Annotated in this window: 15 protein-coding genes; 12 read left to right on the top strand and 3 right to left on the bottom strand. The window is 61.5% G+C overall.

Translation table 11 applies throughout. The features are described from left to right. Nucleotide 1: 1 nt before the first annotated feature. Both hemL and B9Z51_RS10750 read right to left on the bottom strand, forming a co-directional pair. Complete coding sequence (hemL, locus tag B9Z51_RS10755) at nt 2-1,297, bottom strand: glutamate-1-semialdehyde 2,1-aminomutase (protein WP_108374401.1); 1,296 nt, start codon at nt 1,295-1,297, stop codon at nt 2-4. Between the two features lie 17 nt (nt 1,298-1,314). After that, complete coding sequence (locus B9Z51_RS10750; protein ID WP_108374399.1) at nt 1,315-2,259, bottom strand: bifunctional hydroxymethylpyrimidine kinase/phosphomethylpyrimidine kinase; 945 nt, start codon at nt 2,257-2,259, stop codon at nt 1,315-1,317. Nucleotides 2,260-2,362: 103 nt separating this feature from the next. Here B9Z51_RS10750 and B9Z51_RS10745 point away from each other — a divergent pair, with 103 nt between their 5' ends. Continuing rightward, entirely contained in the window at nt 2,363-2,533 is a 171-nt protein-coding gene (locus B9Z51_RS10745) for a rubredoxin (RefSeq protein WP_019427587.1), read from the top strand. A 128-nt stretch (nt 2,534-2,661) separates the two neighbouring features. Here B9Z51_RS10745 and B9Z51_RS10740 read toward each other — a convergent pair whose 3' ends face one another. After that, entirely contained in the window at nt 2,662-4,137 is a 1,476-nt protein-coding gene (locus B9Z51_RS10740) for a deoxyribodipyrimidine photo-lyase (RefSeq protein WP_108374397.1), read from the bottom strand. A gap of 74 nt (nt 4,138-4,211) precedes the next feature. Here B9Z51_RS10740 and B9Z51_RS10735 point away from each other — a divergent pair, with 74 nt between their 5' ends. From B9Z51_RS10735 to B9Z51_RS10685, 11 genes are all read left to right on the top strand, one after another. Further along, nucleotides 4,212-4,814 carry a YqgE/AlgH family protein gene (locus tag B9Z51_RS10735; RefSeq protein ID WP_108374395.1) on the top strand — a complete coding sequence of 201 codons (603 nt, stop codon included), beginning with the start codon at nt 4,212-4,214 and terminating at the stop codon, nt 4,812-4,814. Then, on the top strand, nt 4,811-5,239 hold the full coding sequence (ruvX, locus tag B9Z51_RS10730) for a Holliday junction resolvase RuvX (RefSeq protein ID WP_108374393.1): 429 nt from the start codon (nt 4,811-4,813) through the stop codon (nt 5,237-5,239). Before B9Z51_RS10735 ends, ruvX begins: the two co-directional genes overlap by 4 nt. Beyond that, nucleotides 5,236-5,736 carry a bifunctional pyr operon transcriptional regulator/uracil phosphoribosyltransferase PyrR gene (pyrR, locus tag B9Z51_RS10725; RefSeq protein WP_108374391.1) on the top strand — a complete coding sequence of 167 codons (501 nt, stop codon included), beginning with the start codon at nt 5,236-5,238 and terminating at the stop codon, nt 5,734-5,736. Before ruvX ends, pyrR begins: the two co-directional genes overlap by 4 nt. Before the next feature lie 16 nt (nt 5,737-5,752). Then, nucleotides 5,753-6,718 carry an aspartate carbamoyltransferase catalytic subunit gene (locus tag B9Z51_RS10720; RefSeq protein WP_108374389.1) on the top strand — a complete coding sequence of 322 codons (966 nt, stop codon included), beginning with the start codon at nt 5,753-5,755 and terminating at the stop codon, nt 6,716-6,718. Between the two features lie 10 nt (nt 6,719-6,728). Next, nucleotides 6,729-8,024 carry a dihydroorotase gene (locus tag B9Z51_RS10715; RefSeq protein WP_108374387.1) on the top strand — a complete coding sequence of 432 codons (1,296 nt, stop codon included), beginning with the start codon at nt 6,729-6,731 and terminating at the stop codon, nt 8,022-8,024. 62 nt (nt 8,025-8,086) lie between these two features. Next, nucleotides 8,087-8,827 carry a 1-acyl-sn-glycerol-3-phosphate acyltransferase gene (locus B9Z51_RS10710; RefSeq protein ID WP_108374385.1) on the top strand — a complete coding sequence of 247 codons (741 nt, stop codon included), beginning with the start codon at nt 8,087-8,089 and terminating at the stop codon, nt 8,825-8,827. 241 nt (nt 8,828-9,068) lie between these two features. Continuing rightward, on the top strand, nt 9,069-10,598 hold the full coding sequence (locus B9Z51_RS10705; protein WP_108374383.1) for an FAD/NAD(P)-binding protein: 1,530 nt from the start codon (nt 9,069-9,071) through the stop codon (nt 10,596-10,598). A gap of 868 nt (nt 10,599-11,466) precedes the next feature. Beyond that, the gene (locus tag B9Z51_RS10700) at nt 11,467-12,474 is read left to right on the top strand and encodes a sulfate ABC transporter substrate-binding protein (protein ID WP_108374381.1); all 1,008 of its coding nucleotides are present in this window, start codon (nt 11,467-11,469) and stop codon (nt 12,472-12,474) included. A 30-nt stretch (nt 12,475-12,504) separates the two neighbouring features. Continuing rightward, a complete protein-coding gene (gene ssuE / locus B9Z51_RS10695; protein WP_108374379.1) occupies nt 12,505-13,095 on the top strand; it encodes an NADPH-dependent FMN reductase in 591 nt (196 codons plus the stop codon). Nucleotides 13,096-13,215: 120 nt separating this feature from the next. Then, nucleotides 13,216-14,181, top strand: coding sequence for a sulfonate ABC transporter substrate-binding protein (locus B9Z51_RS10690; protein ID WP_108374377.1), 966 nt, complete (start codon nt 13,216-13,218; stop codon nt 14,179-14,181). Between the two features lie 26 nt (nt 14,182-14,207). After that, on the top strand, nt 14,208-15,251 hold the full coding sequence (locus tag B9Z51_RS10685; protein ID WP_108374375.1) for a sulfonate ABC transporter substrate-binding protein: 1,044 nt from the start codon (nt 14,208-14,210) through the stop codon (nt 15,249-15,251). Nucleotides 15,252-15,261 lie beyond the last annotated feature (10 nt).

Genomic DNA, 15,261 nt, shown 5'->3' with positions numbered 1-15,261 from the left:
GTCAGAGCGTTGCAAAAACGTCGCTGGCCACTTGCACGGTCTGCGCGATGTCGGCGTCGGTGTGGGCTGCGCTCACAAACCCGGCCTCGTACAGCGCGGGGGCGATGTACACGCCACCGTCCAGCAAGCCGTGGAAGAGTTTGTTGAACTTGGGGCTGTCGCTGGTCATGACCTTGGCGTAGTTTTGTGGCAGCTCGGGCAGCAAGAAGAAGCCAAACATGCCGCCCTGACAGTCGGCGGCAAAAGGCACGCCAGCGCCTGCGGCAGCCGTTTTCAGGCCATCGACCAGGCTTTGGGTGCGGGCGCTCAGGGCTTGCCAGAAGCCGGGCTTGGCAATTTCGCGCAGCGTCGCCAGGCCGCAGGCTGTGGCCACCGGGTTGCCGCTCAAAGTGCCTGCCTGGTACACCGGGCCAGTGGGCGCCAACTTGGACATGATGTCGCGCGGACCGCCAAAAGCGGCCAGCGGCATGCCGCCACCAATCACCTTGCCCAGCACCGTCATGTCGGGTTTGAAACCCGGGATCAGACCGGCATAAACGCTTTGGGCGCTGCCCAGTGCCACTCGGAAACCGGACATGACTTCGTCAAACACCAGCAATGCGCCGTGCTGTGTACACAGCTCGCGGCAGCGCGTCATGAAGGGCACGCTGGCGCGCACGAAGTTCATATTGCCCGCAATCGGCTCGATCATCACGCAGGCCAGTTCGTTGCCGTGCAGGGCAAAAGCTTCTTCCAGCTGCTGGATGTTGTTGTATTCGAGCACCAGTGTGTCACGCACCACCTCGGGCGGCACGCCCGCGCTGGTGGGGTTGCCAAAGGTGGCCAGGCCCGATCCGGCCTTGACCAGCAGCGCATCGGCGTGGCCGTGGTAGCAACCTTCAAACTTGATGAACTTGGTGCGACCGGTGGCACCGCGGGCCAGGCGCAGTGCGCTCATGCCCGCTTCGGTGCCCGAGCTGACCAGACGCACCATTTCCATCGACGGCACATGCTTCAAAATTTCTTCGGCCAGCTCGATCTCGCGCTCGGTGGGTGCGCCAAACGAGAAGCCGTCCAGTGCGGCTTTTTGCACGGCTTCGAGCACCGCCGGATGGCCGTGGCCCAGGATCATCGGACCCCAGGAGCCGATGTAGTCGATGTATTTCTGGCCGTTGGCGTCCCAAAAATAAGCGCCTTGCGCGCGCTGCACAAAGCGGGGTGTGCCGCCTACGGCACGAAAGGCACGCACTGGCGAGTTCACGCCACCGGGAATCACTTGGGCGGCGCGGTCAAAAAGGGCTTGGTTGCGATCGGTCATTGTTTTTGTCTCCGGCTTCAATGTTTGGTTTCGTTAAAAGGCACTTCAAAGTAGTCCGCACCCGGATGCGCATCGGCGTCGTCCTCTTCTGATGCGCCATCTTCTTCGTCGGGCAGTGCCCAAAACAGGCGATCAGGAATGACCTGCCCCATGCCGGGACGAAAGCCTTCGTCCAGGCAACGGTCCAGATAGTGCAGGGCTTCGTTGGTGGCTTCGGGCAGGTCCATGCCCGTGGCCAGCAAAGCGGCCAGCGCGGCAGTCAGTGTGTCGCCCGCACCCACAAAGATGGCCTCGATGCGCTCAAATTTTTCGTGGCACAGCACGGTTTCAGGTGAGGCGAGCACGTTGTCAATGTGTTGTTCGGGCAAGGGCATGCCGGTCACCAGGGTGTAGGGCACGCCCAATTCGGCTGCTGCCTTGGCAATGTCGCGCGGACCTGGGTTGCGCTCGCCTGTCCATTCAGGCAGCAACCAACGCCGCAAAGTGCTGTGGTGGCCGATCAAGACGCTGGTTTGGGGCAGCAGCAACTCGCGAAAGGCGTCCAGATAAGCGTCAATCTTGTCATCCTCCCACCAGGACAGGTTGGGCATGTAGGCCACCACCGGCACATCAATGTAGTCATCTGCCAGCTCGGCAATGGTGGCCAGAATTTCCGGTGTTCCAGCAAAGCCCACTTTGATGACCTGTACCGGCATGTCTTCGGCCACAGCACGGGCCTGGTCATGGACGGCTTCCTCGTCCAGGGGGTAGAAGTCGGTGATGCTGGTGGTGTCCCGCACATAGGCGCCAGTGCAGATCGGCAGGCAGTGCGCACCGACTGAGGCCATGGCTGTGGCGTCACAGGTCAGGCCGCCTGCGCCGCTGGGGTCGATGGCGTTGAACGACAAAATGCAGGCCAGACCGGCTGATTCTTCGGAGTCTGGTGCTTCGGGGTCTTGGGTGGGGGTGTTGTGATCGGTCATTAAAGCAGATGGCAGGAGGGCTGCAGAAGGTCTTCAGCCGGGCACGTTGCGCGGCCCGATACAATCAAATCATTCTATTCGACTCTCTGATTGCGATACTGTGATGGAACACAAAACCTGGATGTGCCTGATTTGCGGCTGGATTTACGACGAAGCCGAAGGCGACCCCGAGCACGGTATTGCGCCAGGCACCAAATGGGAAGATGTGCCCATGAATTGGACCTGCCCCGAGTGCGCAGCCCGCAAAGAAGATTTCGAGATGGTCGCGATCTGATCGCAGTTCTGCCGCTTTTGTATTTGTAGGTCGGCACCTTCAGGTCCGACATGCGTGGTTCAGCGACCCCCCCTCTCGAGCCTGAAGCCACCGACCTGCAGTCACTGTCTTGATGCGAAAGCCCCTGATCAGGCGGTTTTTTTCTTGACCACGGCATAACGTGCCAGCGTTTTCTCGCGGGCCTCGGCGTGGTCCACGATCGGCGCCGGATAGGTTTTGCCAATCACCACCTCGGCGGATTGCAGTTCCATGGGCTTGGCCAGCCAGGGCGCGTGCAGCGCTGCCGTGGGCAGGGCCGCCAATTCGGGCACATAGCGGCGGATGAACTTGCCCTCGGGGTCGAATTTTTCGCTTTGGCTGATGGGGTTGAAGATGCGAAAGTAGGGCTGCGCATCACAGCCGCTGGAGCTGGCCCACTGCCAACCACCGTTGTTGGCTGACAGGTCAAAATCGTTCAAATGTTCGGCAAAGTAGCGCTCGCCCCAGCGCCAGTCGATACCCAAATCTTTCACCAAAAAGCTGGCCACCACCATGCGCAGGCGGTTGTGCATATAGCCGGTTTGGTTAAGTTGGCGCATGGCCGCGTCCACCAGCGGGTAGCCGGTGCGGGCCTGGCACCAAGCGTCAAACAGTTTGTGGGCGTGCGTGCCGTGTTCCCATTGGATGGCGTCGTATTCGGGCTTGAAACTCTTGCCCCGGCCCACATGCGAAAAGTTGTGCATCACTTGCACATAAAAATCGCGCCAGATCAACTCGGACAGCCACACCGCTGCGCCGGGGCTGCCTGCCAGCAGGCGGGCATGGGCCTCTCGGGCCAGCTGGCGAATGGACACGGTGCCAAAGCGCAAATGCACGCTCAAGTAGCTGGGGCCTTTGACGGCCGGAAAATTGCGCGTGTCTTCGTAGTGGTCGATGCGGGTCAAAAAGTCACTGAGCAAGGCCTGGCCACCGGACTCACCGGTGGGTATCTTGAGTGAATGCAGGTTGGTCGCCTCGAAGTCGATGTCTTGCAAGGCCAGCACGGGCAGGGCCAGATCATCCGGACGCGGGGCCAGGTGGTGGGCGTATTTCTCGACGGGGTAGGCTTTGAGGTCAAACGGGGTGATTTTCTTGAGCCAGGCGTTTTTGTAGGGCGTGAACACGGCAAAGGGCTTGGCCATCTGGGTCAGCACCTCGTTGCGCTCAAAGATCACATGGTCCTTGTAGGTGTGCAGCACGATGCCGTGGTCAGCCAGGTGCCCGCGCACCTGGATGTCGCGTGCCAGCGCTTGGGGCTCATCATCGTGGTTGGCAAACACCGCTTGCACTTGCAGGTGGTGGGCCAGCTTGGCGATCTTGTCCTGGGCCACGCCGTGCCGCACGATCAGGCCGACCTGCGGGTGACCGGCCAGCGCACGCAAGCGCTCGTCCACCTCCACCAGCGAATCGCGAATGAACTCCACCCGCCGGTCGGCCCGGGGCAGTGTGTCCAGGATGGCGGTGTCAAAAACAAACACCACATGCACCTTTTGGCAGTGCTTCAGAGCGTGGTAGAGCGCCGCATGGTCGGTCACACGCAGGTCGCGCCGCAGCCACACCAAGCCGCTTGAGAAAGTGGTTTCCATGACAGTCTGCCGGGTTGGATCAATAAGTGCGTCAAAGCCCCGTTCCTGGGAAAGCGGGCCGTTAAAATCGGTGGATGACCGCCGATTCTGCCTCGATTGACCTCAAGCATCATTTCCTGATCGCCATGCCCGGGTTGGAGGACGAGACTTTTGCCCGCAGCGTCATCTACATGTGTGAACACAGTCGGCGTGGCGCCATGGGCCTGATCATCAACAAACCCGCCGACATCAGCATGCGCCTGTTGTTTGACAAGGTGGAGCTGCCTTTGCGCCGGGAAGATTTGATGCAAAACGCTGTTGTGCACGGTGGCCCGGTACAAACCGAGCGCGGCTTTGTTCTGCACGACCCATTGGGCCAGGATAAGCCACAGGGCGACGGTGGTTCGATTTACGCCTCCACCCTCACGGTACCGGGCGGATTGGAAATGACCACCTCCCGCGATGTGCTCGAGGCGCTGTCTTCGGGGGCGGGGCCACGACGTGTGCTGATCACCCTGGGGTACTCGTCTTGGGGAGAGGGTCAACTTGAATCCGAGTTGGGCGAAAACACCTGGCTGACGGTGCCAGCCTCTGCCGATGTGATTTTTGAGGTGCCCATGGCCGAGCGTTACGATCGCGCTCTGGACTTGCTGGGCCTCAAAAGCTGGATGCTCTCGCCCGAGGCGGGGCACGCATGAGCGCCGCGCCCAAGGTTCCGACTGATATGGTGGTGCCCGCCAACCAACAGACTTTTTTGGCCTTCGACTACGGTCTCAAACGCACCGGCGTGGCTGTGGGCAACCGCTTGATGAAGTCGGCCACCCCCCAAGGCACCATCGCCGCCGAGGGCGATGCGCGCTTTGAACACATCGCCAAACGCATCAAGGAATGGCAACCCGACGCACTGGTGATCGGCGTACCCACCCACCCCGATGGCGGCGAGCACGAAAACACCTTGCGCGCCCGCAAGTTCGGCCGCCAGTTGCGCGGCCGCTTTGGCCTGTCGGTGTACGAGGTGGACGAGCGCTACACCACCACCGAAGCCCATTCTTATGGGGCCAAAGACGCCGATGCGGCGGCGGCGGCCATCATTCTTGAACAATTTTTAAGGAGCCTGCCATGAGTGCTTTGGCTTTGAATGCAGAGGCCCTGTACCAGGAACTGCTGCGCGGTGTGCGCAGCCTGTGCCAGGCCAACACCCGATTGGTGGGCATCACTTCGGGTGGTGCCTGGCTGGCCGAGCGCCTGCAGCGCGACCTGGGTTTGTCTGGTGAATCGGGCCAGGTGTCTTCGGTCATGCACCGCGACGATTTCGCCCAGCGTGGCCTGTCGGCGGGCGGGCAGACCAGCTTGCCGTTTGAGGTCGATGGCGCTGACATCCTGATTCTGGACGACGTCCTCTACACCGGCCGCACCATACGCGCCGTGCTCAATGAACTCTTTGATTACGGTCGCCCCGCCCGCGTGCAGCTGGCCGTGCTGGTCGACCGTGGTGGCCGTCAGTTGCCCGTGCAGGCCGACTACGCCGCTGCCCGTGTGGCCCTGCCCGAGACGCAATCGCTGGCGCTGGCCCGCGATGCGGCAGGTCGCTTCAGTTTTGACGTGGAGAACCAAGCCTGATTGAGGTGAAAACAACATGCTCTACAAACGCAACAACCCCCAACTGAACAAAAACGGCGAGCTGATCCACCTGCTCTCCACCGAAGGTTTGTCCAAGGACATCCTCACGCACATCCTCGATACGGCATCGAGCTTTGTCAGCGTGAGCGACCGCGAAGTCAAAAAGGTGCCCCTCTTGCGCGGCAAGAGCGTCTTCAACTTGTTCTTTGAAAACAGCACCCGCACCCGCACCACCTTCGACATCGCGGCCACCCGCCTGTCGGCCGACGTTTACACGCTCGACATTGCGCGTTCGTCGGCCAGCAAGGGCGAGTCGCTGCTCGACACCATCGCCAACCTGAGCGCGATGGCCGCCGACATCTTTGTGGTGCGCCACAGCGAGTCGGGCGCGCCCTACCTGATCGCGCAGCACGTTGCGCCCCATGTGCATGTGGTCAACGCCGGTGACGGGCGCCATGCCCACCCCACCCAGGCGCTGCTGGACATGTACACCATCCGGCACTACAAAAAAGACTTTGCCAACCTCACGGTGGCCATCGTGGGCGACGTGCTGCACTCGCGTGTGGCGCGCTCGGACATCCACGCACTCACCACCCTGGGCTGCGCCGAAGTGCGCGTGGTCGGCCCCAAAACGTTGGTGCCCGCCGACATGGCCCAGATGGGCGTGCGCGTCTTCAACAACCTCGAAGAGGGCATCCAAGGCTGCGACGTGGTCATCATGCTGCGCCTGCAAAACGAGCGCATGAGCGGCGCGCTGCTGCCCTCCAGCCAAGAATACTTCGAGAGCTTTGGCCTCACGCCTGAGAAACTGCAACTGGCCAAGCCCGATGCCATCGTCATGCACCCCGGCCCGATCAACCGCGGGGTCGAGATCGACTCGGCCGTGGTCGATGGCCAGCAAAGTGTGATCTTGCCGCAGGTGACCTTCGGCATCGCCGTGCGCATGGCGGTGATGAGCATCGTCGCGGGCAACGAGGCATAAGGACAAGAACATGAAGATCCTGATTCAAAACGGCCGCGTCATCGACCCCGCCAGCGGCCTCGACCAAACCGCCGATGTGGCGATTGCTGCGGGCCGCATCCTGGCAGTGGGCCAAGCGCCTGCCGACTTCACGCCCAACCGCGTGATCGACGCCAAAGGCTGCATCGTGGCCCCCGGCTTGGTGGACCTGGCGGCGCGCTTGCGCGAACCCGGGCAAGAACACGCGGGCATGCTGGAGAGTGAAATGGCCGCGGCCGTGGCCGGTGGCGTGACCAGCTTGGTGTGCTCTCCCGACACCGACCCCGTACTCGATGAGCCAGGTTTGGTCGAGATGCTAAGGTACCGCGCCGAAAAATTGCACCAAGCCCGCGTGCTTCCCCTGGGCGCTCTCACTGTGGGCCTTAAAGGCGATGTGCTGACCGAAATGGGCCAACTCACCGCCGCAGGGTGTGTGGGTTTTTCTCAGGCCGAGGTGCCGATCCCCAGCACGCAGGTGCTGCAACGCGCCTTGCAATACGCCAGCACTTTCGGGTTCACGGTTTGGTTGCGCCCGCAAGAGCTGCACCTGGGCAAAGGCGTGGCCGCCAGCGGCCCGCTGGCCACACGCATGGGCTTGTCAAGCGTGTCGGTGGCCGCAGAGACGATTGCCTTGCACACCATTTTCGAGTTGGTCCGCGCCACGCAGGCTCGCGTGCATCTGTGCCGCATCAGCAGCGCCCAGGGTGTGGATCTGGTGCGTCAAGCCAAGTCCGAGGGCTTGCCTGTGACGGCCGACGTGAGCATCAACTCGCTGCACCTGACCGATGCCGACATGGGTTACTTTGACAGCCGTGCGCGCCTGACGCCCGTGCTGCGCCAGCAACGTGACCGCGATGCCCTGCGTGCAGGTTTGGCCGACGGCACGCTCGACGCGCTGGTGTCAGACCACACCCCGGTCGACGCCGACGCCAAGGCGCTGCCTTTTGCCGAAGCCGAAGCCGGAGCCACGGGCCTGGAGTTGCTCTGGAGCCTGGCGCTCAAATGGGGGCAGGACGATGGGGTTGATCTGGCCCAAGTCATTGGCCGCGTCACGGCCGACCCCGCCCGGGTGCTGGGCACAGCGCTCAATACCTTGCAAGGCTCCATCGGTCAGCTGGCTATGGGCGGTGTGGCCGATGTGTGTGTGTTGTCCACCCAAGGTCACTGGCCGGTGACTGACAGCACATTGCACAGCCAAGGCAAGAGCACACCGTTTTCGGGCTATGAATTGCCTGGCCGTGTGATGGCTACCGTGGTCAACGGGCATGTGGCTTTTGAAGCCAAATGAATGGTGCCCTGAGTGTTGGCCTGTAGGTCCGACCCGCAGAGTCTGACCTCGACCTCTTCGCCATGAAAAGCATCCTCGCAATCTGGAAACTGCTGCGTGGCCTGTGGCATGTGTTCATGGGCGTGTGGGCGATTTACGTCCGATTTCCCCAGCTGAACCCTGAGCAGCGAGAAATTCACGTTCAAGCATGGGCACTGCAGTTTTTGGCGCTGTGGGGCATTCACCTGAAAGTGTTGGGGCAGCCGGTGCTCAATGGCCCGGCGCTCATCGTCGCCAACCACATTTCCTGGCTGGACATTTCAGTCATTCATGCAGCGCGGCATTGCCGCTTTGTCTCCAAGTCCGACATCCGTGATTGGCCCTTGGTGGGCATATTGGCCACAGGCGCAGGCACGCTCTACATTGAGCGCACCAGCCGCAAGGATGCGCTGCGCATGGTCAAAGACATGGCCGAGGCCATGAAAGACGGCGATGTGGTGGCGGTCTTCCCAGAGGGCACGACCAGCGATGGGCGAGAGTTGCTGCCCTTTCATGCCAACTTGATCCAGTCGGCCATCCAGGCCGATGCGCCGGTGCAGCCCATGTCGCTCAAGTTCATGGATGCTCAAACCGGCGAGCCCAGCTTTGCGCCGTGCTACATCGGCGACGACACCCTGATTGGTTCCATGTGGCGCACGCTCACGGCCCCGCCCATCATTGCCGTCGTGCATTTCGGTGAGCCCCAAACCACCCATGGCCGCGATCGCCGTGCCTGGGCGCATGACTTGCGTGAAGACATCATCCGCCTGCGCGATTCCAACTGACACGCTGTTGCATCGGTTCCCCAGGTCGGCACTCGCACAGTTCGACGTTTTGTTTGCCCGGATTCGCTTGTCATGTGCGTGGTGTGTCGGCCAACCCATGTCGGGGTCTTCTACCGCGCCCCTACTCACGACCTTGATCTTTTTGCAAAACAAGGCCTTGTCATGACGCCTGCGATACAGCGTACACGGCGAAAGGTCTGCACCATACGCTGTTGAACACGCTTTGCACTGCCGATCCGCCATGACACAGACCCCCACACCGCCGCGCAAGGACTTGCCCCAAATCGTCATCGTTGGGGGCGGTTACACGGGGGTTTGCCTGGCGGTGCAATTGGTGCGTCAAAGCAGGCAGGCACTGGCCATCACCATCGTCGAGCCGCGTGCCCAACTGGGGCAGGGCATGGCCTATTCCACCCGCGATCCTGACCACCGACTCAACGCTCCGGCCTTTGTGCACACGGCGCTGCCGCAAGACGCCTGGCATTTCACCCGCTGGTGTCAGGCGCAAGGCTTGCACACACAAGACCCCGAAGCCTGGCGGCCCGATGGTGCTCGCTACATGCGGCGCTCGGACTTTGCCCGCTACCTGGCCGATACCCTGCAAGCGCACGCGCAAGGCGCTGCCAATGGTTGCCACATCACGCACTGCCAGGACGAGGCCACAGATGCGCTGCGCACCAGCAGCGGCTGGGCGGTGCACACCCGCGCAGGCCAGGTGCTGCCCGCCGACATGCTGCTGCTGGCCACGGGCAACCCCCCCTTGCGCCTGCCTGCACCCTTTGCACCGCAGTGGGCCACGCACCCCGCAGTGATAGAAAACGCCTTCGATGCGCCGAGAATCCGTGCCATCGACCGCCAAGCTCGGGTGCTGGTTTTGGGCGGTGGTCTGACGTCCCGCGATGTGCTGGCCAGCTTGCTGCGTCAGGGACACCAGGGGCCCATCGTGGTCACCTCGCGGCGTGGTTTGATGCCCCGGCCCCAAGCCCCGGCGCTGCCGGTTTTGTCGCAAATCGATCTGCCGGGTGTGCTCGACGCCTTGCCCGGCGGCGTGTTGCTGGACCGGTTGGCCAACCCCGTGCCCGAGTTTTTGCAGCAGGTCGGGCGCCCGTTCAACGTGCGCGCTTTGCTGCGTGCCTTGCGCCAGCGCATTCGCCAAGTCGAGGCTGAAGGCCAGAGCTGGTTCCAGCCCTTTGACGAAATGCGCGATGCTTTGTGGCAACTGTGGCCTCAGCTGCCACTGCTTGAAAAGCAGCGCTTTCTCAAACGACTGCGTGTCTGGTACGACGTGCACCGTTATCGTTCGGTCCCCCACACCGACGACTGGGTGCAGCAAGCCTGCGACCGTGGGCAGTTGCAGTTTCGCGCGGGCCGGGTGCAGTCTGTCCAATCCGCTGCATCCGGCCACGGGATGCAAGTCAGTCTGCAAACTGCCGCAGGAAGCGGGTGCAGCAGCGAGGTGTTTGCCACCCTCATCAACTGCACCGGACTGGACACAGCCGCAGGCATGGCCGGCGACCCCTTGCTCGCTGCCTTGACTGTACAAGGGCATGTGCGCCTGGACGATTGCCATTTGGGGCTGGCGGTCGATGCCAATTGCTGCGCCCTCGCTGCAGACGGGCAGGCGCAGCCTGATTTGCGCGTGTTCGGGCCCACCACGTTGGGCACCTTCGGTGACCCGATGGGTGCCATGTTCATCGCCGGGCATGTGTACCGCATCGTGCCCGATGTTTTGAGGCATTTGCAGCGCGGTGGCTTGAACCCCGGCAAGTGACTTTGCCGGAGCGAACAACATCGACTTTGTTGCTACCGACTTACGGTGACGGAAATTTGTACGTCGGCGGTCGAAGACCCCGACGTTTGACGGCCATGCCCCTGCGCTTGTGCAGGCGATGTCGATGCCCCATTCATGTCGAAACATTCGACCGCCGACCTACAGGGCAGCGTTCAACTCATAGGTCGGTACTCGCGGAGTCCGACGTTGTTTGATGCACCCACGACCCCTGATTCAAGCCTTTGTGATCCGTCAACCAATGTCGGGGTCTTCGACCGCCGACCTACAAGGCAGCGGTCAAATCGTAGGTTGGTACTCGCAGAGTCCGACGTTGTTTGATGCACCCACGACCCCTGATTCAAGCCTTTGTGGTCCGCCAACCAATGTCGGGGTTTTCGACCGCCGACCTGCAGGGCAGCGGTCAAATCGTAGTTCGGTACTCGCAGAGTCCGACGTTGTTTGATGCACCCACAACCCCTGATTCAAGCCTTTATGGTCCGCCAACTAATGTCGGGGTTTTCGACCGCCGACCTGCAGGGCAGCGGTCAAATCGTAGGTCGGTACTCGCAGAGTCCGACGTTGTTTGATGCACCCACGACCCCTGATTCAAGCCTTTATGGTCCGCCAACCAATGTCGGGGTTTTCGACCCCCGACGTCCCATGGAACACTTGGCAACCTCGGTTGGTGGCTTCAGCCCCGACAGTGCCAAAGGGCTGCTCCAGGGTCAACGCCATCACTTTTGAGGTGTTCAAAATGCGCCATAGATGTTTTTCTCATTAAGAAATTAAAAAACAGTCGTTTGTGTTTTAAGGAAAGGCTTTCAGAATCCACTCCATCGATTTTTTAACGAATTTCAGGAATGATTCCATGAGCCGCAAACGCTACTTTTTCCACCTTGCAGCCGCTACCGTGCTGGGGTTGGCCGCTTTGTCTGCACACGCGCAGGCAGTGACTTTGCTCAACGTGTCGTACGACCCGACCCGCGAGTTGTATGCCGAATTTAACCAGGCCTTTGCCAAACACTGGAAAGCCAAGACCGGTCAGGACGTGAGCATCAAGGCCTCGCATGGGGGTTCGGGCAAGCAAGCGCGCTCCATCATCGACGGCCTGGACGCTGATGTGGCCACCTTGGCCCTGGCGGCCGACACCGACGCGCTGCACCAATTCGGCAACCTCGTGCCCAAAGACTGGCAAAAACGCTTGCCGCACAACAGCTCGCCTTACACCTCGACCATCATTTTTGCGGTGCGAGAAGGCAACCCCAAGGGCATCAAGGACTGGGACGATCTGGTCAAGTCCGGCATCAAGGTGATCACCCCCAACCCCAAAACATCGGGCGGCGCCCGCTGGAACTACCTGGCCGCCTGGGAGTTTGCCAAGCGCAAATACGGTGGCGAGGCGCAAGCCAAAGACTTTGTCAAAAAGCTTTATGAGAACGTGCCTGTGCTCGACACCGGCGCTCGGGGCTCGACCATCACCTTTGCCCAGCGCAACCAGGGCGATGTGCTGATCGCCTGGGAAAACGAGGCCTATCTGCTGGAAAAAGAATTTGGCAACAAATTCGACGTGGTTTATCCCTCGCTGTCCATTCTGGCCGAGCCCGCCGTGACCGTGGTTGACAAAAACGTGGACAAGAAAGGCACCCGCGCCGTGGCCCAGGCCTATCTGGATTACCTGTATTCGGATGAAGGCCAGGACATTGCGGGCAAAAACTTCTACCGTCCCATCTCGCCCAAGGCCCAGGCCAAGTACGCCAAACAGTTCCCCAAGCTCAACCTGGTCACCATCGACCAGGCCTTTGGCGGCTGGGGCCCGGCGACCAAAGCCCACTTTGCCGACGGCGGCAGCTTTGACCAGATTTACACCAAGAAATGATCAGCCATTGATCTGAACCCAGGAGCTGACATGTCTGTTTTATTGATCGCAGGAAGCCCGTCGGATCGCTCGCGCACGGCGGCACTGCTGGACGCCACCGGCCAACGTCTCGAAAGCCGGGGCGTGCAAGTGCAGCGCCTGCGGGTGCGCGACCTGAACCCGCAAGCCTTGCTGCTGGCCGACTTCGGGCACCCGTCCGTGCTGGCCGCACAAGAGCTGGTGGCTCAAGCCTCGGTGCTGGTGGTGGCCACGCCGGTTTACAAGGCGGCCTACAGCGGCATCCTCAAAGTCTTTTTGGACCTGCTGCCGCAAACCGCCCTCAAAGGCAAAACCGTGCTGCCTCTGGCCACCGGCGGCAGCCCGCACCACATGCTGGCGCTGGACTACGCATTGCGCCCAGTGCTGCAGTCGCTCGGCGCCAAGCACATCCTGCCCGGCATTTACGCCACCGATGCGCAAGTGATCGTGACGCCAGAGGGCACTTACAAAGTGGCCGACGACATTGGCAACCGCCTCGATGAAGCGGTCGACACTTTGGTGGTGGAAAACCTGATCCAGGGTTTGTCCAACGCGGGCCGCTTCAAGTCGGTGCCGTTTTCTGAAGTGCGATGTAGCGTTTGACGCCTTGTGTGAACAGCGCCCGCTGTTCATTTCACGTTCTCCTTTTTTCCTTTCCTATTTTTGAACCCGCATCAGCGGTCTGGGCGAAGCCTTGCCGTTTGATGCCAAAAAGAACACACCATGACCTTTGCATCTGACATTTCTCGCCGCCAGTTCCTGGCCACCACGGCCAGCGCCTCGGTGCTGCTGGCCACGACCAGCGCCTGGGCGCAAAACAAAGCCCCTCGCGTGCTGCGCATCGGCAACCAAAAAGGGTGGCTGTCCATCCTCAAAGGCCGGGGCACGCTCGAAAAGCGCCTGGCCCCGCTGGGCGTGACCGTCACTTGGACCGAGTTCAACGCCGGCCCCGTGCAGCTCGAAGCGCTCAACGTCGGGTCGATTGACTTTGGCGATGTGGGCGAAGCGCCGCCCATCTTTGCGCAGGCCGCAGGCGCGCCGCTGGTCTATGCGGGTGCCACCGTGCCGCGCCCCAAGCTCGAAGCCATCATCGTGCCCAAAGGCTCTCCCATCAAAACCGTGGCCGACCTCAAAGGCAAGCGTGTGGCTTACAACAAAGGCTCCAACGTCCAGTACTTCCTGGTCAAGTTGCTCCAAAAAAATGGCCTGCAATACAGCGATGTGCAGTCCATCTTTTTGCCACCCGCCGATGCACGCGCTGCCTTTGAAAAAGGCGCCATCGACGCCTGGATCATCTGGGACCCCTTCCTCGCTGCCGCGCAAAAAACACTCGACGCCCGCCTGCTGGCCGATGCCTCGGGTGTGGTGAACAACCGGGCGTATTACTTCACCTCGCGCGACTTTGCGACCAAGAACCCCGATGTGCTCAAGATCGCCATCGAAGAGATCAACGCCATCGACACCTGGGCCAGCAAGAACAAGCTGGCTGCTGCTGCCGAGCTGTCTGCCGTGCTGGGCCTGGACAAGTCCATCACCGAGCTGTACCTCAACCGCTCGGCCTTTGGCACCGCCGTGGTCAACCGCGACATTCTGGCCGAGCAGCAGTCGATTGCCGACACCTTCTTCGAGTTGAAGCTGATCCCCAAAAAGCTCAACTTGCTGCACGCCGCCCCAGTGGACTTGTCCTGAGCAAGACCCCCAACAGGAGCGCGTTGATGAACCATCAAGACCACAGCCCGAGTGCACCGGGCAACGCCCAGCGGCGTCAATGGCTGCGCCTGCTGGCGCAGTCGGCCGCGGCCTGGGGGCTCAGCGGCCCGATCACCTTGCCCGGCGCATGGGCGCAAGGTGCAGCGGCTGCAAAGGCCCCCGAGCAAATCCGCATTGGCTATCAAAAGTCGGCCGTCAACCTGGTGATCCTCAAGCAGCAGGGCGTGCTGGAAAAGCGTTTCCCGCAAAGCAAAATCACCTGGCTGGAGTTTCCAGCAGGCCCTCAGTTGCTCGAAGCCCTGTCGGTGGGCAGTCTGGAGTTTGGCCTCACGGGCGATGCGCCTCCGGTGTTTGCACAGGCTGCGGGCAAAGACCTGTTTTACGTCGGTGCCGAACCGGCCAAGCCTGAAAGCTCGGCCATCCTGGTGTTGCCCGACTCCAGCATCCACACCCTGGCAGACCTCAAGGGCCGCAAGATCGCGCTGCAAAAAGGCTCCAGCTCGCACTACCTGCTGGTGCGCGCCCTGGACAAAGCCGGTTTGAAGTGGTCCGACATCCAGCCCATTTACCTGGCCCCCGCCGATGCCCGCGCCGCCTTTGAGCGCAAGAGTGTGGACGCCTGGGTGATCTGGGACCCGTTTTATGCCGCCACCGAGCTGGCCGTCAAACCCCGTGTGATCGCCAACGGCAAAGGCCTGTCGGGCAACAACTCGTTTTATCTGGCCTCGCGTGCGTTCACCACCCAGCACCCGGATGTGCTGCAGGCCTTGTTTGATGAGCTCACCCAAGCTGACCGCTTTGTGCAAGAGCACCGTGCCCAGGCCATCAAGCTGATCGCCGACTTCAGCGGGCTGGACGCCGGGGTGGTGAGCTTGTTTCTTCAGCGCCGCCCACGATCGCCCGTGAGCCGCCTCAGCGCCGAAACCGTGATTGACCAGCAACGCGTGGCCGACGCGTTTTCCAGCCTGGTGCTGATCCCCAAACCCATCCGCGTGAACGACATCGTCTGGAACCCGAACTCCGGGCTCAAGACCGGCTCGCGCTTTTAACCCCCACTGA

Source organism: Limnohabitans sp. T6-5 (assembly GCF_003063315.1).
Taxonomy (GTDB): Bacteria; Pseudomonadota; Gammaproteobacteria; order Burkholderiales; family Burkholderiaceae_C; genus Limnohabitans_A.
This window is presented reverse-complemented; position numbering and strand designations above follow the sequence as displayed.